The sequence below is a fragment of the Paenibacillus pseudetheri genome (assembly GCF_924513355.1).
Lineage (GTDB): Bacteria > Bacillota > Bacilli > Paenibacillales > Paenibacillaceae > Paenibacillus_AQ > Paenibacillus_AQ pseudetheri.
In genome coordinates this window covers 15,080-36,769 of sequence record NZ_CAKMAB010000051.1, presented here as the reverse complement: position 1 = coordinate 36,769, position 21,690 = coordinate 15,080, and the positions used below count along the sequence as shown (strand labels likewise).

Annotated in this window: 16 protein-coding genes and 1 other annotated feature; of the genes, 15 read left to right on the top strand and 1 reads right to left on the bottom strand. The window is 40.3% G+C overall.

Annotated features, from left to right (window positions below; genetic code table 11):
- The first annotated feature begins 609 nt into the window (after positions 1-609).
- The 10 genes from murQ (at position 610) to L1028_RS27835 (ending at position 11,582) form a co-directional block, all read left to right on the top strand.
- Entirely contained in the window at positions 610-1,515 is a 906-nt protein-coding gene (gene murQ, locus L1028_RS27880) for an N-acetylmuramic acid 6-phosphate etherase (protein WP_094869336.1), read from the top strand.
- 57 nt (positions 1,516-1,572) lie between these two features.
- Complete coding sequence (locus tag L1028_RS27875; protein ID WP_234541217.1) at positions 1,573-3,027, top strand: ABC transporter substrate-binding protein; 1,455 nt, start codon at positions 1,573-1,575, stop codon at positions 3,025-3,027.
- Between the two features lie 104 nt (positions 3,028-3,131).
- Positions 3,132-4,034 carry a carbohydrate ABC transporter permease gene (locus tag L1028_RS27870; protein ID WP_234541216.1) on the top strand — a complete coding sequence of 301 codons (903 nt, stop codon included), beginning with the start codon at positions 3,132-3,134 and terminating at the stop codon, positions 4,032-4,034.
- 18 nt (positions 4,035-4,052) lie between these two features.
- Positions 4,053-4,913, top strand: coding sequence for a carbohydrate ABC transporter permease (locus L1028_RS27865; protein ID WP_234541215.1), 861 nt, complete (start codon positions 4,053-4,055; stop codon positions 4,911-4,913).
- Positions 4,913-6,133 carry an anhydro-N-acetylmuramic acid kinase gene (locus tag L1028_RS27860; protein ID WP_234541214.1) on the top strand — a complete coding sequence of 407 codons (1,221 nt, stop codon included), beginning with the start codon at positions 4,913-4,915 and terminating at the stop codon, positions 6,131-6,133. Before L1028_RS27865 ends, L1028_RS27860 begins: the two co-directional genes overlap by 1 nt.
- Positions 6,134-7,105 (top strand): GNAT family N-acetyltransferase, encoded by a 972-nt coding sequence (locus tag L1028_RS27855; protein ID WP_234541213.1) that lies wholly within the window; start codon positions 6,134-6,136, stop codon positions 7,103-7,105. It begins immediately after the preceding gene.
- A gap of 2 nt (positions 7,106-7,107) precedes the next feature.
- The gene (locus L1028_RS27850) at positions 7,108-7,815 is read left to right on the top strand and encodes a PIG-L deacetylase family protein (RefSeq protein WP_234541212.1); all 708 of its coding nucleotides are present in this window, start codon (positions 7,108-7,110) and stop codon (positions 7,813-7,815) included.
- A 98-nt stretch (positions 7,816-7,913) separates the two neighbouring features.
- Positions 7,914-9,056, top strand: a complete 1,143-nt coding sequence (locus tag L1028_RS27845; protein WP_076141025.1) for an exo-beta-N-acetylmuramidase NamZ family protein — start codon at positions 7,914-7,916, stop codon at positions 9,054-9,056.
- 17 nt (positions 9,057-9,073) lie between these two features.
- On the top strand, positions 9,074-10,636 hold the full coding sequence (locus L1028_RS27840) for a glycoside hydrolase family 3 protein (protein WP_234541211.1): 1,563 nt from the start codon (positions 9,074-9,076) through the stop codon (positions 10,634-10,636).
- Between the two features lie 28 nt (positions 10,637-10,664).
- The gene (locus tag L1028_RS27835) at positions 10,665-11,582 is read left to right on the top strand and encodes an N-acetylglucosamine kinase (RefSeq protein ID WP_234541210.1); all 918 of its coding nucleotides are present in this window, start codon (positions 10,665-10,667) and stop codon (positions 11,580-11,582) included.
- Between the two features lie 96 nt (positions 11,583-11,678).
- Here the strand turns inward: L1028_RS27835 and L1028_RS27830 are convergent, their stop codons facing one another.
- Positions 11,679-12,887: a GNAT family N-acetyltransferase gene (locus tag L1028_RS27830; protein ID WP_234541209.1), complete on the bottom strand. Its 1,209-nt coding sequence runs from the start codon at positions 12,885-12,887 to the stop codon at positions 11,679-11,681.
- Between the two features lie 575 nt (positions 12,888-13,462).
- On the opposite strand from L1028_RS27830, the gene tyrS (L1028_RS27825) reads away from it, so the two are divergent.
- From tyrS (L1028_RS27825) to L1028_RS27805, 5 genes are all read left to right on the top strand, one after another.
- Positions 13,463-14,722 carry a tyrosine--tRNA ligase gene (gene tyrS / locus L1028_RS27825; protein ID WP_234541221.1) on the top strand — a complete coding sequence of 420 codons (1,260 nt, stop codon included), beginning with the start codon at positions 13,463-13,465 and terminating at the stop codon, positions 14,720-14,722.
- 170 nt (positions 14,723-14,892) lie between these two features.
- A complete protein-coding gene (gene tyrP, locus L1028_RS27820; RefSeq protein ID WP_234541207.1) occupies positions 14,893-16,299 on the top strand; it encodes a tyrosine-tyramine antiporter in 1,407 nt (468 codons plus the stop codon).
- A 50-nt stretch (positions 16,300-16,349) separates the two neighbouring features.
- Positions 16,350-18,227, top strand: a complete 1,878-nt coding sequence (gene tdc / locus L1028_RS27815; protein ID WP_234541206.1) for a tyrosine decarboxylase — start codon at positions 16,350-16,352, stop codon at positions 18,225-18,227.
- A 988-nt stretch (positions 18,228-19,215) separates the two neighbouring features.
- Positions 19,216-19,437: a binding site (T-box leader), on the top strand.
- Between the two features lie 105 nt (positions 19,438-19,542).
- The gene (gene tyrS, locus L1028_RS27810; protein WP_234541218.1) at positions 19,543-20,805 is read left to right on the top strand and encodes a tyrosine--tRNA ligase; all 1,263 of its coding nucleotides are present in this window, start codon (positions 19,543-19,545) and stop codon (positions 20,803-20,805) included.
- A gap of 15 nt (positions 20,806-20,820) precedes the next feature.
- Positions 20,821-21,549, top strand: coding sequence for a protein rep (locus L1028_RS27805; protein ID WP_234541205.1), 729 nt, complete (start codon positions 20,821-20,823; stop codon positions 21,547-21,549).
- Positions 21,550-21,690 lie beyond the last annotated feature (141 nt).

The window sequence follows — 21,690 nt, the reverse complement described above, 5'->3', positions numbered from 1 at the left end:
TATCTGGAACTTTGTTAACCTTTTGGAACCGCCGTATGCGGACCCGCATGTACGGTGGTGTGAGAGGACGGAGGCTTACCGCCTCCTCCTACTCGATTATTTCATTCACTTATTCGTGTGCTAAAATGTACTACTTATCAATCCATGTCAGATTATCTACATGATGAATACGTTGATCTAATGAATATAATAAGTAGTTTAATTCAATAATTAATAGCTTGGCACACAATTATGAGGAAGAAAATGAATGGAATCGAAGACGAAACATCATCCGGTTGAACACGGATGATGTAACTTTATGTTTCGTTTGGAGCGATAATCAGCAAATAATACATTTTTTCAAATCGCTTTAACCTTAGAGCCATAGCGATCAAAGCAATTGGTAAAAATTTAAATTGCATCTTGTAAGCGCTTTATAAATGTGGTATAACATAGTATGTAAGGGATGAAATAAAACATCAGGATTTAATTTCTTTATGAAATTATATTTCAAAATCTATTGACGAAGCGATGGTGTTGTATTAGTATAAGAACATAATAATTGTAAGTTAATCTAACGTGTTTTGTTAATTCAATGACAGATTAAGGCTGGGAAGAAGGAGGATGGCTATGAATGACTACCTTGCGGGATTGACAACAGAGGCTGTGAATCCAGACACATTAATGATTGATGAATGTACTACGGAAGAAATGATCCAGTTAATGAATCAACAAGATGCACTGGTCCCCAGAGCTATAGCTGAGGAGATTCCGCAGATTGCAAAGGCGGTAGATATTCTACATCATAGGTTGTCTAATGGTGGAAGAATGTTTTACATAGGAGCTGGCTCATCAGGAAGATTAGGTGTTCTGGATGCTTCCGAATGTCCTCCTACCTTTGGTACAGATCCTTCCTTGGTGCAGGGCTATATTGCTGGTGGTGATATTGCTTTGCGTACTGCGGTTGAAGGCTGTGAAGACGATATGGATGAAGGGATCGCATTAATCGAAAGCATTGGTGTAACAAACAAAGATGTACTTATTGGGATTTCGGCAAGCGGTAGTGCAAACTACGTTATTGCAGCTTTAGCGAAAGCAAAGGAACTTGGAGCAGCCACTATCGGTGTTTGTAACAACAGAGGCTCAAAGTTCGAACCCATTGTAGATGTTTGTATAACACCTGTTGTAGGACCTGAGGTCATTAGCGGTTCGACTCGATTAAAGGCAGGAACTGCTCAGAAGTTAGTGCTTAATATGCTGACAACATGCACAATGGTCAAGTTAGGAAAAACGTACAACAACTTGATGGTTGATCTGAAGGCTAGTAATTTTAAGCTCGTAGATCGCTCGATTCGTATCATCATGAACACGACTGGTGTAGATACATCAACCGCCGCAGAAACACTTGAAAAAGCATCTATGAACTGTAAGCTGGCAATTATGATGATTAAATCGGGGTTAGATGCAAAAGAAGCAGAACAAGTACTTAATGCAAACGGAGGACGCTTGAAACAGGCAATCTCATCATTGGCTTAGGTGTGAAAAGTGGAATAACAGGATGGATGCTATTAATAATTAAGGAGGCTGTTTTCGATGAAAAAAAGATCACGTGGATTAACGCTGTTTTTGTCAGGAATCATGATGGTATCATTATTATCTGCTTGTGGAGGAAACGGAAATAACGCTCCAGCTTCTACAGATTCTGGTAACACAGGAAGCAGTAACGGTGGCTCAGAGCCCAAAAAGGATACGATTACAGCACTTTTGCCTCCAGTATCAGCGAACTATCAAGCACGTTTTGCTGATATGGAAAAAGAATTTAATACACTACATCCTAACTTGACTTTGAAAATCGAACCAGCAAGCTGGGAAGATATGACGCAAAAACTTGATACTCAAGTAAATGCAGGTTCTCCTCCAGATATTGCTTGGATCGGTGCATCTGGACTTTCAAAATATGCAGCACTTAATGTACTAATCGACCTAAACGATGTCCTTTCTGACGAAGTTAAGGCAGATTATGACGAAGTTCCAATGAAATATTTCCAACTAGGTGACGCTCAATACGGCCTACCAGCGTATATGGAAATCCACACTATTGGTGGTAACAAACAATTCCTTGAAGAAGCCGGAATTGATTGGAAAAGCGTTCAACAAAACGGTTGGACTTATGAAGAGTTCCGTAATGCAATTTCTAAAGGCGTAGTGAAAAATGATAAAGGTGAAACTACTCGTTATGGTTTCGTGTTCGCAACATCTGGTGTAGCATCTAAAGACTATCTGGGTATTCTTGCTAAAACTGCAGGTCTACCAGATTACTTCGATAAGGACCTTAAATACACGTATACAAGCAAAAACTTCCTGGCTCTACTAACATCGATTCGTGAAATGATCAACGATGGTTCTATGCCTAAAGAGCTAAGCTCTATCGATGCTGGTAAACGTTGGAACATGTTCCTAACGGGTCAGACGATGATCACTGGTAAAGGTTTATCTGCATTTGAAAACTCTGCTCGTCTAAACAATGAGAAGATTAAAGCGAAAGATGGTTCAGCTGTTGCAGATTCTATCGAAGTTGATTACATTTCACTGCCAGTTCCAACATTTAACGGTGCCAATTATATCCCTACTTCAATCGTTGATGGTTATATCGCACTTCGTGGTAAAAAAGCTCCTTCTGAAGAGCATATCAAAAATATTGCCCTAGCGATGAACTTCTTGTCTTCTGGTTCAATTGCTGCTAACTACAGTAATGAATTGTTCTTAACACCAATTACTGAATCTGCACGTAATGCAGAAGTACTTGAAAAATTTCCTCGTAACGAAGATAACGTTGCTGCAGGTAAAGCTATGATGGCAAAAGCGCTTCCGGCTCGTACAGATATTCCTACTGATCTAGCTGCTGAAGCAATAAAAATTGAAACAGAAGTTATTATTCCTAAACTACAAGCATTACTTGCAGACGAGATTACTCCACAAGAAATGTATGATGCAGTTAAAGCAGCTGCAATCAAATCCTTCGGTAAAGATGGTATTGTAGTTGACTAGTCTGTCATAGACGGGCATGTGAAAGCTGTGCGTAGTTAGAACGTACAGCTTTCCTTCTAAATTAGCTAGAGCTTGTACTGTTTTTAGAAGAGAGGTGCGACCCAATGAATCAAACGTTAACTAAAAGAAAAAAATTGAAGCTCGAAAGTGACTCAGGTTGGGGATACGCGTTTATCGCAGTAGCACTTATTGCGTTTTCTTTATTTACCGCATATCCAGTCATCAATGCTTTTATTATCAGCTTACAAAAATATGGTCCATTAGGGTCCACTTTTGTCGGCATGGATAACTTCGTTAACTCGTTTTCAGATGAACTTTTCTGGAAAGCATTGAAAAACACGTTAGTATATACGCTATTAACTGTTCCATTTAATATTCTTCTATCATTTTTAATTTCAATTTTGATTATTCCTTTCAAGAAAAGAACACAAACTGTCTTTAAAGCACTATATTACTTGCCAGCCGTAGCATCTGGTGTAGCGCTATCTGTTGTATGGCTGTGGATCTTCGATCCGTTGAAATCAGGTATTGCCAATAAGCTTGTGAGTTTTTTGGGTATTGAAAATCAAAACTGGCTTGGTTCCAGTGCAACTGCAATGTTCTCACTTGTGTTAATGTCATGGTTATCAAGTCATGGTACAGCAATTATTATTTATATAGCCGCATTACTCGCAATTGATAACAGCTATTATGAAGCAGCTGAAATTGACGGGGCGTCTTTCCTGCAAAAGCTTTGGTTTATCGTTGTCCCTTTCCTTAAACCAACAACGCTATTCCTACTTGTTACGGGTGTTATTGGTTCCTTCCAAGTATTCCAAAACGCTTATCTTATGACAGGCGGTGGACCAGACCATGCAACAACAATGGTAGGTTTGTTAATATTTAACAATGCGTTCACATATTTTGAGTTTGGTGAGGCAGCGGCACAATCATTAGTACTAGCAGCGATTATCGGATTTATATCATTCCTTCAATTCAAGTTTTTAGGTAAAGATGTAGAATACTAGGAAAAGGAGCAGAATACTATGGGTTTGTACAACAACAGCTTAAAAAGCAAAGGGTATCTGTTCATGCGTAATGGCGCAAACATTACGTTCCTTATCCTATTTGCCGCAGCTACCATATTCCCGATATACTTTATGGTCATCTCCTCGTTCGGTGATCCGGTAGAAGCTGGTGCAATGAGCTATTCTATCTTACCATCGAAGATTTCATTTGATTCCTATAAATTCTTCTTTAACTTCAGCCCACATACATGGGACTGGTTATTGAACTCATTTATAGTGGCAGCGTGTATTACGGTATCTAACGTATTTTTTGCTACACTCGCTGGATATGCTTTTGCAAAAATGAAATTTAAAGGAAAAAACATTTTGTTCGCTATTTTGCTGGGATCTATGATGATTCCTGTTCAAGTCACACAGGTTCCACTATATATTTTGATCGTAAATATTTTTGAATTACAAAATACGTACACGGCGTTGATTATGCCGAGCATAGTAACGGTATACAACATCTTCTTGGTTAAGCAGTTCATGTCCTCCATTCCAGTTGAAATTATTGAATCTGCTAAAATCGAAGGTTGTTCCCAGCCTAAAATCTTCTGGTATATCATTATGCCTTTATCTAAAACAATTATGGCAGTACTAGCAATCCTAACGTTCATGGCGGCATGGAATGACTTTTTCTGGCCTTTCCTAGTAACGAATACAATGGATATGCAAACCATTCAGGTTGGCTTGAAAAACTTTCGCTTTGCGAATACAACTTACTTTGCACCGATGATGGCGGGGGCAACCATTTCAGCAGTGCCAATGTTTATTTTGTTCTTCAGTTTACAAAAATACTTCCTTGAAGGGGTAACAGTTGGAGCGGTGAAAGGTTAATGGACAAACAATCAAAAGTTGATGCAACATACTTAGTTGGCTTGATGTCCGGTACATCAGTAGATGGTATTGATGCAGCAGTAGTTAAGCTTTTTCCATCAGTCGAAAAAGAGCATGGAGTAGAGATTGAATTACTGGCTTTTGAAAACACACCTTTTGAGGTGCAAGTTAGAAACTCCATATTTGAGCTTTTTGATCCCGCTAGCGCTACGATTGATAAGGTTGGCGCAATGAATATGTGGCTTGGCGAATTATACGCCCAAGCCACATTATCCGTTATAGGGAAATGTGGCCTTTCGCCTTCGCAAATATTCGCAGTAGGATCGCATGGTCAAACGATATACCATGCTCCGGAAGAGAAGGTTATGGGCGGTTATAATCTGCATTGTACCGTTCAGATAGGGGATGGTGCAGTTATAGCGAATCGAACAGGAATTCCCTGCATATCAGACTTTCGAGTCGCTGACATGGCAATGGGTGGACAAGGAGCTCCGTTAGTACCATTTACCGAATACTTATTGTTTAACAATCCAGAGAAAACACTTCTGATGCAAAATATTGGCGGAATAGGCAATGTGACTGTCTTGCCTGTAAATGCCTCACCGGATGAGGTATTTGCTTTTGATACGGGTCCTGGAAATATGATTATCGATGGCCTTGTATCGCAATTATTTGCACCAATGACAATAGATGTTGATGGCGAAATTGGTGCGGGCGGTCAAGTGATTGATGAGCTATTGAAATGGATGCAGCAGGATAAATATTATACGATGCCGTTACCAAAATCGACAGGCAGAGAACGGTTTGGCCAACAATACGTGGCACAAATCATTGAATTGATGAATGTTAATCACTGGAAAGCAGAAGATGTTGTTGCGACAGCTACGTTTTTAACTGCCTGGAGCATCGTCGATAGCTATGAACGGTATATTGCACCACAGCATCAGGCTGAGCAATTGTTAATTGGCGGCGGTGGAAGCTATAACAAGACGCTATTGCGTGATTTGCAGCACTTATTTGCACCGCATAACGTGCAGGTGCTGACGCAGGAGGATATCGGTGGTAATAGTGATGCTAAGGAAGCAATTGCTTTTGCTCTGCTAGCGTATTACACGATGATGCACTTACCAAACAATATCCCGCTTGTAACTGGAGCTTCACAGCCAGTAGTAATGGGCAAAATTTCCTGGGCCTATACTGGACGTCCACAGGAGGCTTAAATGATACAAATCAGACCCTTTTCAATTGAAGATCACTCTGCAGTTGTAGAGCTTTGGAATCGTGAGGCTACAAAATATGATTACAAGCCATTTACAGAGCGAGAGTTTCAAGATACATTCATCGACCATCCTTATTTTGACGCTGACTGTATATGGGTAGGCTGTGACGAAAAAGGGATTGTTGGTTTTGCAGCTGGCTGCTGCGGCTCTGATCTCCCTCTTGGAGATGTGGCGGGTTATATTACGAGTGTTATTATGGATACCCATGTGGCTTCTCTGGAGCTTTACGATGCTTTTCTATTGCGTTTAGAAAAAAGATTCCAAGAACTTGGGAAAAGACAAGCGGATGTATTGTTTTTCAACCCTGTTAAGCTGAAGTGGAGTATACCAAGTGCACCTCAGCATGAGCATAATAATGCCCCGGGCATCAGTAAGGACCAGCCATTATATGAAGCTTTAATGGCTAGAGGCTACGAAGATCGAGCGACGCAATGCGGCATGTATTTAAAACTCGGAAGCTTTATAGTTCCCGAAGATATTTTAGATAAGGAAACCAATGCAAATAGCAAGGACTATTACATTACGTCCTATGTCCCTGATTTACATACAGGGCTTGAAGAAACGCTTGCTGCCCTGCAAAATCCGCAGTGGAAGAAGGATATTGTTACTTATGTGAAGGTTGGCGCACCACTTGTAGTAGCTGTGTACGGAAACGAGGTTGTGGGCTTTGCAGGTCCAATTATTTCGCAGCCTGATGGAAGAGCATTTTTTTGCGGTATCGGAGTGCACCCAGAGCATGAGGGGCATGGCCTTGGCAGTGTATTATTTTTCCGAATGGTTGAAGCTTTTCAAAATGTGGGCTGTCAATATATCTCTTTATTCACTGGAAGTAATAATCCTGCACTTCGAATCTATCAAAAAGCGGGCTTTACTATTGAAAAACAATTTTCTATATTGCGGAGGGAACTTTAAAGATGAGCGAAAAATTCACAGTATTAGCAATTGGAGCGCATGTTGGTGATGTGGAGCTAGCTTCTGGTGGTGTGCTCGCTAGTCATAGTTTAAAGGGAGATCGCATTGTGACACTAGCGTTAACTGCGGGTGAACGAGGGGTCCCGGCAGGACAGGATATAAAGGAATATCGTCAGCAAAAAGTGAAAGAGGCACAGGTTTTTGCGGATATGCTAGGCGGTGAAGCCATTGTATTCGATGATTCTTGTGACGGAGAGTTGCCTGACAATCAAGAAATTCGTATGGAGGTTTGTGATGTAATTCGTCGCGTGAAGCCTAACATTATTATTACACACTGGAAAAACAGTATGCATAAGGACCATGCGCTAACGCATCATATCGTAAATGATGCCCGTTTCTTCGCAAGTCTATCATCCTTTGAACGAGCGCTCCCCGCGCACTTTGCAGCAAGATTATATTACTCCGAAAACTGGGAGGATGCGGTTGATTATGTCCCTTACGTATATGTGGATTTCGATCAAGCGGCATTTGATCTATGGATAGATGCTTTAAGCAAGCATTGGTTTGTGACGAATAGCAAATCTTTCAAATACATGGATTACTATAAAGCACTAGCAGTTGTTCGCGGCTGTGAAGCAAGAAAGACATATGCAGAAGCATTTATGGTGCCTGCTGAAACGGTGAAGGTTAGGCAGTCTAGTCTTTGGTAACTATTCAACTAGCTAAGAGGGAGTGTTTCTATGTATAGCAGGAAACATTCCCTTGTTCTATCCATTTATGCGAAAAAGCAGCTAGGAGGCAGCTTCATATGGTGTTAAATGGGATTGATTCTATAACGAATTATCGTTATTTGTTCGAAGGTAAGCGCGTAGGATTGATTACAGCGCCGACAGGTCTTACGAAGGATTTTGCATCAACGATTACTATATTACATGAAAATTTTAATCTTGCTGCGATGTTTTCACCTGAGCATGGCGTTCGCGGAGATTTGGATGCCGGGGCAGTAGTAGACACTTACATGGATCCTTTTACGAATGTTCCAGTCTATAGCTTGTACCGTAAAGACTCCAAGCGTTTAACAAAAGAAATGCTGAATGAAGTAGACATCATTGTATACGATATTCAAGATGTTGGTGTACGCTATTACACATTTATTTATACGATGCTGTATGCACTTGAAGATTGTGCAAATGCAGGTGTAGAATTTGTTGTTCTTGATCGTGTTAATCCGCTCAACGGGGTAACGGTAGAAGGGAATGTCTTGAAGCCCGGCTTCAAATCATTTGTTGGAAATTACGAGCTAGCCGTGCGATACGGCTTAACAGCAGGTGAGGTAGCAACGATGGCAAATGATCAAATGAATTGGAATGCATCGCTGCATGTCGTTCGATTGGAAGGCTGGGAACGGAGCATGTCCTTCCCGGATACAGGATTAACTTGGGTTCATCCTTCACTTGGAATGCCACGATATGAAACCGCGTTATTATATACAGGAACATGTTTATTTGAAGGCACGAACTGCTCGGAAGGACGAGGCACAACGTTCCCGTTTGAAATGATTGGTGCTCCGTTCATTCAAGCGCAGCAATTGGCAGATGAGATGAATGCAAAAGGTATCCCGGGTGTGCTTTTTCGTCCAGTTCATTTCAAGCCAACGTCATCTAAACATTGTGGCGAGCTATGCGGCGGGGTACAAATTTACATTACAGATCTCCAAGTGCTGAGGCCTTTAGAAGTTGGGGTAACCTTATTATTTACGATAAGAGATTTGTACGAGCAATTTTCATTCCTGCCTCCTGTGAAGGAGGGCTCTCGTCCATTTATCGATTTGCTGGGGGGAGACAACATGTATCGTACGGAAAATATGCAAGCCAAGCAGCTGCTTGAACAGTTTGCAGCGGAAAGCAAGCAATTTGCAGAAATAACACAGCAGTATCATTTATATCGCTAGAGGAAGGTGAATAATTGATGAGAACAATAGAACATATGAGCTTGCGCGAAAAGATTGGACAAATGTTCGTAACAGGCTTCCCTTCAACCGAGATCACTCCTGAGCTGAAGGAAGTTATTGAGCATTATAAAGTCGGCAATATTATTTTATTCTCACATAATATCGACAATAAATATCAATTAGGCGAGCTTGTTACTGAGCTGCAGCAATGGTACACGACACATACTGGTATCCCGGGTTTTATTACGATCGACCAAGAAGGCGGTCGAGTCACTCGTATGCCTAAAGACGCGACAAATGTTGCTGGAGCCATGGCAATTGCTTCTTCAGGACGACCTGAAAATGCGTATGCAGCAGGCAGAATGACTGCCAGAGAATTGAAAGCATTAGGTATTAATTTTAATCTAGCTCCAGTTATGGACGTTAACAATAATGCATTGAATCCAGTCATAAATGTTCGTTCCTATGGTGATTCTGTTGCAACAGTATCCCAGTATGGAATTCAAATGATGAAGGGATTGCTCGATGGAGGTGTCATGTCCTCACTTAAGCATTTTCCAGGTCATGGTGATACAAATGTCGATTCACATATTGGCTTGCCTACAATTGAAAAAACACTTGAGGAATTAGAGCAGCTTGAGCTGCTGCCGTTTAAGGCCGCAATCGAGCAAGGCGCTCAAGCGATTATGAGTGCACATATTTTATTTCCGAAAATTGAAAAATCCGGTGTGCCGGGAACTATGTCTCATACCATTATTACAGAGATATTAAAAGGAAAATTAGGATATAAAGGGTTAGTTGTATCGGATTGTTTAGAAATGGACGCGATCAAACGATACTATGGTACGGCAAAAGGAGCGTTAGGAGCTGTTAAAGCAGGTATTGATTTGGTATTCATTAGTCATACTCCTGAGACGGTGAAGGAAGCGATTCATTTGATCGAAGAAGCTGTAGCTACCGGTGATTTGGATGAAGCGCTAATTGATGCAGCTGTTACAAAAATTTTAGCTTACAAAGCACAATATGCGACGATTGAGGAGCTAGATTATGAACTAGTTGGCTGCGATGTACATAGCCGAGCAAATGAGCTAATGCGTACGGAAACGATCTGCCTCATTAAAGGTGAGCTCCAGCCCATTCATACCGGTGACGAGCAAGTGTTATTTATGGGTTCCTATTCATACCGCACCGATCTTGCGTCCAGCAGCTTGAATCAAGCTCTTAGCTTTCCGCAATATATGGGGGAGCATTTTAATACAGCTTATGAGATTATCGACATTGACCCGAGCGAGGAGCAAATCAACGCTGCGCTGCCAAAGGTACAAGGCTACAAGCATATTGTTATCGGCTTGTTCAATGCGCGTGAAAACAAAGGTCAGCTTGCGCTTGTTCAGAAGCTGCTGGCAGCAGGCTGCAAAGTAATGGCCATTACATTAGGTCGCCCGTATGATTTACCGTTAATCGAAGGCGAGTTCTGCGGAATTGCGGCATTTGAGTATACACTTGATGCATTCAAATCACTCCTTCCAATCCTAAATGGTGAGGTTGTACCCACCGCCAATATTACGATACAGATGTAGATAAAAAGTACAACAAGGGGACATAGGTATGGCATTTATCGTTGGAATTGATGGGGGTGGCACGAAAACAGCTGTCACCATTACGCATGACCAGGAAGACTCTTTATTCACCTTTACTGTAGGGCCTATTAATTATAACGGTGGTGATGCTGATGCTATTGCCGCCTCCTTTGAGGGAATTTTTAGTCAAACGAAGCTCTACTGCGGTAATTTACAAGAAGTTGCTCATATATGTATAGGTGCGGCAGGAATAAGTAATCCGCTGGTCATCAATTTTTTGGAGCAGCATGTGAAAAATAACGGTTATATCGGGCCATTAACGATTACAGGCGATCAAGAAACCGCATTATACGGGGCACAAAATGCGATGCAAGGCATCATTCTCATTGCCGGTACAGGATCGATTTGCTTTGGGGTCAATGAAAAAGGAGAGCAGCATCGCACAGGAGGCTTTGGTCATCTGATTGATGACGAGGGAAGCGGTTATAGCATTGGGCGCGATCTATTATCCGTATTAGTTCAAGTGGAGGACGGAAGAATAACCGATACGGTCATCCCAGCGATGGTATATGAGCAGCTTGGATTAAGCACTGTGAAAGAGATTATTGGCTTTGTTTATGATAAAAATACGACGAAAAAAGAAATTGCGCAGCTCGCACCGATTATGACGACCGCATGTGAGAAGGGCGATGCACATGCACTAGCGTTAGCGGAGAAATGTGCAGCCAATCTATATGAGCTTGTTGTGCCTGTTATTGAAAGGCTTAAGCTATATGAAAGTCCAATTGCGATTGCAGGAAGTGTGCTGCAAAAGTCTCGCTTTGTGAAAGAAGCCTTGGAGCGAAAGCTCACACAGAGCTACCCGCAAACAAAGCTGATTTTGCCGATTAAGGATGCAGCCTACGGTGCTGTCCTGTTAGGAAGATCAAAAATGAACAACGACTAGTTTTTGTCGCTAAGCAAAAATAAGGGTGTGTCATAAGTCCGAGCAGTTGGACTTGCGACACATCCTTATTTTAAAATAGTAGGAATCAAAAATGGCTTAAAATTTATCGGTCAAATAAAACACGGCTTGTTGTTTCGGAAATAGAGCTTGAAGGATGTTAGCGTGCTCAGTACTGTCCTTTGCTGCGCCTTCTTCATTATAGCCAAACATGATATAAGTCATTAGCTCGCGTTCATCTACTTCTATTGAAGTAACGGGAATGGTATGATTACTAACAACGGAAACAGAAAGCTGCTTTTGCTTATAATCCAAGTAGATACAGTCCTCATTGCTGCGAAGTGCAATATGCAGCTCCTGGTCTGCAATTATGTTGCTATGGTTTAGGCGATCTTCTAATTCAGGCTGAAGCTTATGGAAAGTTGAACTTAGATTGATCATTTTCCACATTGCCATATTGATTTGAATTGAATTTGCTTGATGCTGTTGGTAATAGGAATATAGTTTATGGTCCTCTGGGAGCATCGCTAATATTTGCTTTGCATTTTGGCGCAGCTGACATAAGGCATGAAACAAAGCTTCAACGCCGTTTTCCGCTTCGTTCAAATACAATAATTCATTAATAAATACTTGTTCAGTATCTTTCTTTTCAATGATGCCATAAGCGACGATTTTTCCATTTCTGCGAAGGAGCAAGCAGTCAACTTTCTTCCATTCCGGCCAGGTCAATAAATCATTCCAATACGTTCTACTTCGGATCACGGTGTAGGTGCGATTCTTATTGAATTCTTCATAGATAAAACGGATATCATCGAGATAACAGGCTTCAAAAGGAATGATTTCATCACTGCTTTGCTGCTGCTCCAAACTTGCTGGTTTTTCAATTGCGAAAGCAGTCTCGGGAATAAGTCTCCAGCCAGCTTTTTCATAAAACGCATGCTTGCTAGCCAAAAGCAAGCTTATATCATAATCGGTTTCTTTCATATAGTTGGTCTGTGCATGAAGAATTTTGTGTGCAAGCCCCAGCCCGCGGTAATTCAGATCTGTACCGACACTACCCATTGCACCTGTTTTCAAGATCGCTTGACCGACTCTAATATGAAACGGGAAAATTTGTACATTGGATGCAATCTTACCGTCTACCATCGCAAACCATGTTGTATCTGGATCATATGTGGTGTCGAGGTCTAATCTTTCTTGGAAAAAAGCTCGGCCTACGGAAAAGCATTCATCTAAAATATCGTAAATCTTTTCAAGCTGCTCTCTAGTTGGATGGTTCATTACGATGATGTTTGGTGTCGTCGTCATCTTTCATTTCCTCCTGCGACGTAATGTTGGGATAAATTTAATAAATGAAAAAAGGTTTTTTGGAATTTAATTTCTTATTTATAGTTTAATATTGAAAGAAAAATTCGTCAATAATGGAACGTGTGGAATCGTAGAAGTGATACAAAGTTTAGATTACTCAATATAGTCTAAATGAGGATTAGGAAAATAGCGACTTCGGCTGAGCAATTACAAGCACAAAGCGCACAAATGCAACAAGCTCCAGATTTGCTCAATTGTTTGTGCTCGATATTGTTTTTAGCGCTTATGCTTCTGCTCAGCATGATTTTACTAATGTGATTTTAATGCAGTTTTATCCTATGAATCCCGATTTTAATCCTCAGATGAATAGGTTTACACATATTCTTTGTTATGGAGCAAGTGGACTTTACCTTCATCTATGAAAAAGTGCACGAGTATCGATACAAGTATGGGTGGTAACACGGTTAATTAATCGTCCCTAAGTCTATAATAGACTAGGAGACGATTTTTTTGTTTTTTCTAAGTGGTACATGATAAAAAAATCAACTTATTCACCAGGGAGCTGAAGCGCAATGTTGAACATTATAAATGAGCTGGAATGGCGCGGTGCCATTAATCAACAGACAGATGCTGAAGGTTTGCACAAACTAACAAGCGAGAAGTCGATATCGCTATACTGTGGTGTTGACCCTACCGGTGACAGTATGCATATTGGCCATTTGATTCCATTTATGATGCTGAAGCGATTCCAGCTTGCTGGCCATCGCCCCGTAATCTTGATTGGTGGAGCAACAGGCACAATCGGTGACCCAAGCGGCCGGACAACAGAACGTACGCTGCAAACCATGGAACAAGTACAGGAAAACGTAGATGCACTGACAGCGCAAATGAAGAAACTGTTCGTTAACGAAGGCGACACGGGACTACGCATGGTGAACAACTACGATTGGACACATAACTTAACGATTTTGGATTTCTTGCGTGACTACGGAAAGAACTTCAGCGTCAATACGATGCTGGCCAAAGATATCGTAGCAAGTCGTCTCGATACGGGGATTTCCTTTACCGAGTTCTCATACCAGATTCTTCAGTCCATGGACTTTCATCACTTGTTTAAAGAAGAAGATGTCCAACTGCAAATTGGCGGTGCAGACCAATGGGGCAACATTACAAGCGGTCTTGACTTGATCCGTAAAAAAGAAGGTCCTGAAGCAAAAGCATATGGTTTGACCATTCCATTGATGTTGAAGGCGGACGGTACGAAGTTCGGTAAAACAGCAGGCGGTGCAATCTGGCTTGATCCAAACAAAACGACTCCATTCGAATTTTACCAGTTCTGGGCCAATACAGATGATCGTGATGTTATTAGATACTTGAAATTCTTTACCTTCTTGACGAAGGAACAAATCGATGAACTGGAAGTGAAGGTACAGACAGAGCCTCACAAACGTGAAGCCCAGCTTAAATTGGCAGAAGAAATGACAAAGTTCGTTCATAGTGAGGAAGCCTTAAAGCAGGCGCGAAAAATTACCGAAGCATTATTCAGCGGGGATGTTAAATCGCTGAAAGCAGATGAAATCGAGCAAGGCTTCAAAGATATGCCTGCATTCGAAGCCTCCAAGGAAACAAAAAATATTATCGACTGGCTTGTTGATTTAGGTATTGAGCCATCCAAGCGTCAAGCACGTGAAGATATTATGAAAGGCGCAATCACGTTGAACGGTGACAAAGTTACAGATATTAATATGGATGTTACAGTAGAAAACTCTTTTGATGGACGATTCATTATTATTCGCAAAGGTAAAAAGAACTACAACCTTATAAAGTTGGTATAAATCACATAGATTGCCACAATAGAACTGGTTTTGTTGCCGTAAATGGCCAAAATCGGTTCTTTTTTGTCTTTTGCCAAATTTCTCGGTTTTAAAGAAGAGAATAAAATCTTCATTTGCAAGACATTCTAGAGGTATCGTGAAGAAAAGTTTTAGAAAAAGGGGCAGAAATTATGGCTAATTCAAAAAAATTGTCACTGTTCGGATTAATCGGTATTACGATGGCGTTTTTTGGTACTGTACGTAGTGTGCCGACGCTTTCCATTACGGGTTGGACACAGATTTTCTACATGCTGGTTGCAGCGCTCTTGTTTGCACTTCCAATTGCATTAATTTCTGCTGAACTGTCAACGGGATTCCCTCAAGAGGGTGGCCCCCAAGTATGGGTCAAAAATGGACTAGGTGAAAAGTGGGGCTTTGTTACCTCATGGCTGTTATGGGTGCAAATGTTTTTCGGGATGGTAATGGTATCATCAACTGTAGGTGTACTATTTGGATACGTGATTAACGTTCCTAAGCTTTCATCAAATAACTACTTTATTTTTGTAGTTATTCTCATTTCTTTTTGGGGCGTGACCTTATTGAACTTGAAGTTCGATATGGTCAAAATCGCGGGTAACTGGGGGGCCATCATTGGGGTATACATCCCATTTATCTTTCTTGTTATTTTAGGTGTTATTTATCTATTCAAAAATGGAATCCAGCCGGAAAGCTACCTAGGTAACTTCAAGGCAAGCGATTTGCTTCCGAATCTAGGAGATCTGGGAAGCTTGGCTTACTTATCTGGGATTATCTTTATTTTCGCAGGTGTAGAAATTTCTTCCGTACATGCGAACTTTATTGAAAATCCAAAACGAAATTATCCGATTGCCGTTATCGCCTCTGTTATTTTGCTCGTCATTTTCAATATTGTTGCTGGTTTGACGGTATCTAATGCTGTGCCGAAAGGCAAGATGGAATTGTCGAACATCACACAACCCTATTTGATTTTCTGCCACAATTTAGGAATCCCATCGATTTTCGTCAACATCATTTCTGCAATGATTCTAATCGGTGTACTTGTTCAATTGAGTGCATGGGTGTTGGGACCAAGTAAATCGATGATTAAAGTTGCTGATGAAGGCAACTTGCCTCCCTTCTTTCAGAAAAGAACATCTAAGAATATTCCGATTACATTCGTTATGATTCAAGCGATCGTCATTTCCATGGTATCTGTTCTATACATTGTTGTACCGGACGTCAATAGCGCATTTTTTATCATGACGATTACTACAACAATCCTGTATTGTATCGTATATTTACTGATTTCCATTTCTGCCATCCGCTTACGATATAAGATGCCCCAAGTGGAAAGACCGTTCCGTCTAGGCAAAGGTAATGGTCTTATGTGGTTTGTATCATTGCTGTCTCTGCTAAGTGTAGTCCTTACACTTGTAGTCAGCTTGATTCCGCCTTCTATTCTGGACCCAAGCCAACACACAGGCTACATCATTTTTCAAGTCGCAGCGACGATTGTGATGGTAGGTGTTGCCCTCATCATCTATAAAATGAAGAGGCCAAGCTGGAAAAAAGAGGAGTAAATTGAGCTCATCAGCATCTGCATTCATCCACATAAATAGGAGGAAAAAACATGAATTATGAAATTCCAGAAATTAACCTAAAAGCATTATTCCTTGGGGATAAAGGGGAAAACGTCGATCTTTTCAAAGAAATATTGATTAAGGTTGTGGATGAGCATGTCGGTTGGCGTCAGAATTATCAACCACAAGATTTGCCGGTTATTACACCTTATGATAAGACTTCGCAAAGCTTCGAAGATACAGCGAACCATATGCGCAGCGTATTCAACGAATTATCCTCCAAGCTTCGCTCGGAATCCCTGCCATGGCATACAGCAGGCCGCTTCTGGGGTCATATGAACTCGGAAACATTGATGCCGGCGATTATTGCTTATACAGCTGCTATGCTCTGGAATGGTAACAATGTTGCTTATGAGTCGTCCCCGGGTACATCACAAATGGAAGAAGAAGTTGGACATCAATTGTGTAAAATGATGAGTTACAAGGAAGGGGAAAGCTGGGGACACATCTGTGCCGACGGTTCCATCGCGAACCTGGAAGGACTCTGGTATGCACGTAACATGAAGTCCTTACCGCTTGCGATTAAAGAAATCGCACCTGAATATGTAGAAGGTAAATCCGAATGGGAACTGCTGAATATGTCTACCAATGAAATTCTGGATATTATGGAGCAAATCCCGGACAAACTCGATGATGTTAAAGCAAAATCTGCACGTAGCGGCAGGTACCTTGAAAAATTAGGGAAATGGCTCATTCCGCAAACAAAACATTACTCTTGGCTAAAAGCAGCCGACATTATTGGGATCGGCCTTGATTGTGTTGAAGCAATTGATGTAGATAGCAGCTACCATATGGATATCGATAACCTGGAAGCAAGAATTCGTAAACTAGCAGCAGAGAACATTCCAATTCTTGGGGTAGTCGGAGTAGTGGGAAGTACGGAAGAAGGTCAAATTGACCATATCCATAAAATTGTTGCGCTTCGGGAGAAATTAGCAAAAGACGGAATTTACTATTATATCCATGTAGATGCTGCATATGGAGGTTATGCTCGTGCCATCTTCTTGGATAAAAATGATGAATTCATTGCGTTTGACAAAATTGATGAAGTGTACAAAAAACATAACATTTTCACGGATATGAGCTTGAAAAATGAATGGCTAACTGAAGATATATACAATGCCTTCAAAGCGATGAGCCAAGTGGAGACGATTACTATTGACCCGCATAAAATGGGTTATATTCCTTACTCTGCAGGTGCAATTGTCATTAAAGACAGCAGAATGCGCGATGCGATTTCATACTTTGCAACTTATGTATTCGAAAAGAATGCAGACATTCCGGCATTGCTTGGTGCTTATATTCTCGAAGGTTCTAAAGCAGGTGCAACCGCTGCAAGTGTATGGACTGCTCACCATGTATTACCGCTTAACGTAACTGGTTATGGCAAGTTGATGGGTGCAAGTATCGAGGGAGCATTCCGCTTCTACAACTTCCTGAAGGACAAAAAATTTAATGTTAATGGTAGGGTGATTACGGTTCATCCGTTGACGAAGCCAGACTTCAATATGGTTGACTACGTATTCAATGAAGAAGGTAATACCGATTTGGAAAAAATGAACAAGTTGAACCATGACTTCTTCGATTATGCCTCATATGTAAAAGGCGATTTGTACAGCAATGAATTCATTACCTCCCATACGGATTTTGCTATTCCAGACTATGGGAATAGTCCGCTGAATTTCGTACAGAACCTCGGGTTCAGCAGAGCAGAATGGGATCGTGCTGGCAGAGTAACAATTCTTCGTGCTTGTGCCTTGTCTCCATACGCACATGATGCGCAAGTATTTGAAGAGTATTCAGCTAAGATTGAAGATGCGATGCAAGAGAAGCTCGAGAAAATTTATATGAAAGAAATGAACGAATAGAAAATAAACGGAATGTGTATCAAAAATTGCAATGCATTGTGAGTTTCTGATTTAAGCTGAAGCAGCTTCCAGATCTGAAAGATCTGGGAGCCCTAATCTTGCTCAATATCACTACCATTTATCGCATGCTTAAATCTTAATCCGAGCTTATCTCAGTCTTCACCTTGATGACAGGTTGGCGATATTTCCCAGGCTTGCACCAGAGATACCTCTTCATATCCTGTCAAGAAAGACTACTTATAAACTTCTGTTAGTAAAACATTAGAGGCCGTCGCATCAGTTGGGAACGCTCGCAAATAGTGCGGCAAACACGCATATGTGCATCGCGAAAATATTCATCGACAAGCCTAATTGTGAAGAAGCTATAGATAATCACGACTGGCATTCAGTTACATTAAATACAAATTTATGTACTGAAAGACACCAGTTCGACACCATTTTTCATGTGTATCTAATCAAATAAAAAATAATAAAAAATTCCAATAAACCCTTTTATGGGGGATTTTTAATTGGTCGAAAATACAAAGTTTTACATGGAAATATATTAAAACTTTAGATTTTTTTGTCCGTGAATAAACTCCCGTAGTACGATTTAGTTCACTAATGAATGCTTCTTATTCAAGGATTTCGCTAAAGGGTTAAACGTGGCTGTATCAAGGGTGGAAGAATAGTTTTTCGTAATATTAGGTCAGCAAAAACATGTGGGAAGTACAAGCGCATTATTATGTGTAGACGGCATATTATAGGGAGAACACCTCTTCTTTATGGCCACTGAAAGTTTTAATCTATTACAAATTTTACATATAACACCAGGATAATTTCCATGACCGAACGGCTTTTTCGCACACGTCTCACGCAGACTGTCGATCAGCTTCTTAAGCATTTACGGTCGGGGCTATCGCGCTTAATTCAGAAGAATTTGCCAATGGGGAAAACTGCTAATTGACAAGCTCATTTTTATTGTCTATAGTATGGATAATCTTATACACGGTATACGTCGAAGGAACTAGTAGCAAGCTGTCACTGTTAATCAGAAAACTGGGGGATGATGCGACCTAGTACAAACAGTCTTGTGAATTACACTCTGGAGTATCTTAGGTAACACTAAGCGAACTGGCAATCGATATCATTGCTAAGAGTGGTATGAATAGTGACTGCAGCACTATTTATGCAATTTGGGTGGTAACACGGTTATTTAATCGTCCCTATGTCTAGTATAGACATGGGGACGATTTTTTTTATGGACTGGCGTTACCTTACGTATAAGTGATTAACCATATTTTAAAACTAAAGGAGCTGGGTGACCATGAATAACATGAACATTATAGATGAGCTGGAATGGCGCGACGCGATTAACCAACAGACAGATGCAGAAGGATTACGCGAATTAGTTAGTGAGAAAAAGATCGCTTTATACTGCGGTGTAGATCCAACTGGTGACAGTATGCATATCGGACATTTAATTCCGTTCATGATGATGAAACGTTTTCAATTATTTGGACATCATCCCGTGATCTTAATTGGTGGAGCAACAGGTACAATCGGTGATCCAAGTGGACGTCAAACAGAACGTCAACTACAAACATTAGAGCAAGTGCAAGATAATGTTAACGCGCTAACAGCACAAATGAAAAAGTTATTTGAAACAGATAGCGACAATAAACTGGCAATGGTAAACAATTTTGACTGGACTCATAAAATAAACATTATCGATTTCTTACGTGATTATGGCAAAAACTTTAGCGTCAATGCGATGCTGGCCAAAGATATTGTTGCAAGTCGTCTAGATAGTGGGATTTCATTTACCGAATTCTCATACCAAATTCTTCAGTCCATGGACTTTCATCATTTGTTTAAAGAAGAAGATGTTCAATTACAAATTGGTGGAGCCGATCAATGGGGTAACATTACAAGTGGCCTAGACTTGATTCGTAAAAAAGAAGGTCCAAATGCAAAGGCGTTCGGATTAACAATTCCATTAATGCTAAAAGCGGATGGTACAAAATTTGGTAAAACGGCAGGCGGGGCTATCTGGCTGGATCCTAAGAAAACAACGCCTTTTGAATTCTTCCAATTCTGGGTGAATACAGATGATCGTGATGTTATTAGATACCTGAAATTCTTCACATTCCTAACTAAAGATGTGATTGTTGAATTAGAGAATAAAGTTAAAACAGAACCAGGTAAACGTGAAGCACAACGAGTACTTGCTGAAGAGATGACAAGATTCGTTCACAGTGAAGAAGCTTTAGTACAAGCAACTAAAATTTCGGAAGCCTTATTCAGTGGAGATATTAAATCGTTAACATCAGATGAGATTGAGCAAGGATTTAAAGAAATGCCTACTTTCCAAGCTACAAAAGAAGCTAAGAATATTGTGGATTGGTTAGTGGATGTAGGTATTGAGCCTTCTAAACGTCAGGCAAGGGAAGATATTTTGAATGGAGCTATTTCCATGAATGGTGAACGAGTGGATGATATAAATATGGATGTGACCATTGACAAATCATTTGATGGTCGGTTTATCATTATTCGTAAAGGCAAAAAAAGCTACAGCCTTGTGAAATTAGGGGAATAGCTTGTAGCTATTTTCATGGGGAAGTGGGGAATAACCATGCTGGTATCATGGAAGAGATCGCTACAATTAGCCTATTATAATCATTACTTGATAACAAAGGTTAATAAAGAGAAATATGTAAACTGGTTGATAGTCGAACTTGGTTTAGATAATGTAACGGAAGAGAATATTAATAAAGAGTTAGATCATATATTAATTGGATTTAATCGTTTGTTTAAGTATAAAAGTATAACGCAAGCTTCACTTGGTTATTTTAGAATGCTAGATATCGTGAAATCAGGTGATCTATATTATCCTAGAATCTATGTCTTACTCCCAATGATCAAAAGTTATTTTCAAGGTAGATATTATATCAAGCATGATAACTGGGTCTCCTTGTGGAGTAAGGCGTTGAATAGGGAAAATAACTTATTTGTGAAGATGAAAGTAGTTAGTTCTAAAAATGTTGATCAAGATCATGGTATTGTTCTTAAAATGGAACAGGGCTTATCTATACTTCATGATGTAGACAATACTAAGATTCCTATTAACTTTAATCCACAACTTCAATCACGAAGATTAATAGGATACAGCAAATTATTAAAAGATGTAATGGACCAAATAGAATCGGATCAGACTTTTGATCTAGACATGGATCAATTCGATGTTAAAGATTCAATTGCTAATTGTGCATTTGAGAATATGTTAGAATGGCACCCAGGCTTTAGATTTAAAGAGAATAACCCCTTTTTCAATCTAAAATAATAAAGAAGGAAGAATATCATAACTGATGGATCTTTCTATAGCGAAGAGTGACGCAAGACGTCACTCTTTTTTTTGTGTTTTATCAAGCAGAAAGTTATTCCATATAATCTTCTACTAAAATTATAAAAACGATGTATAAAA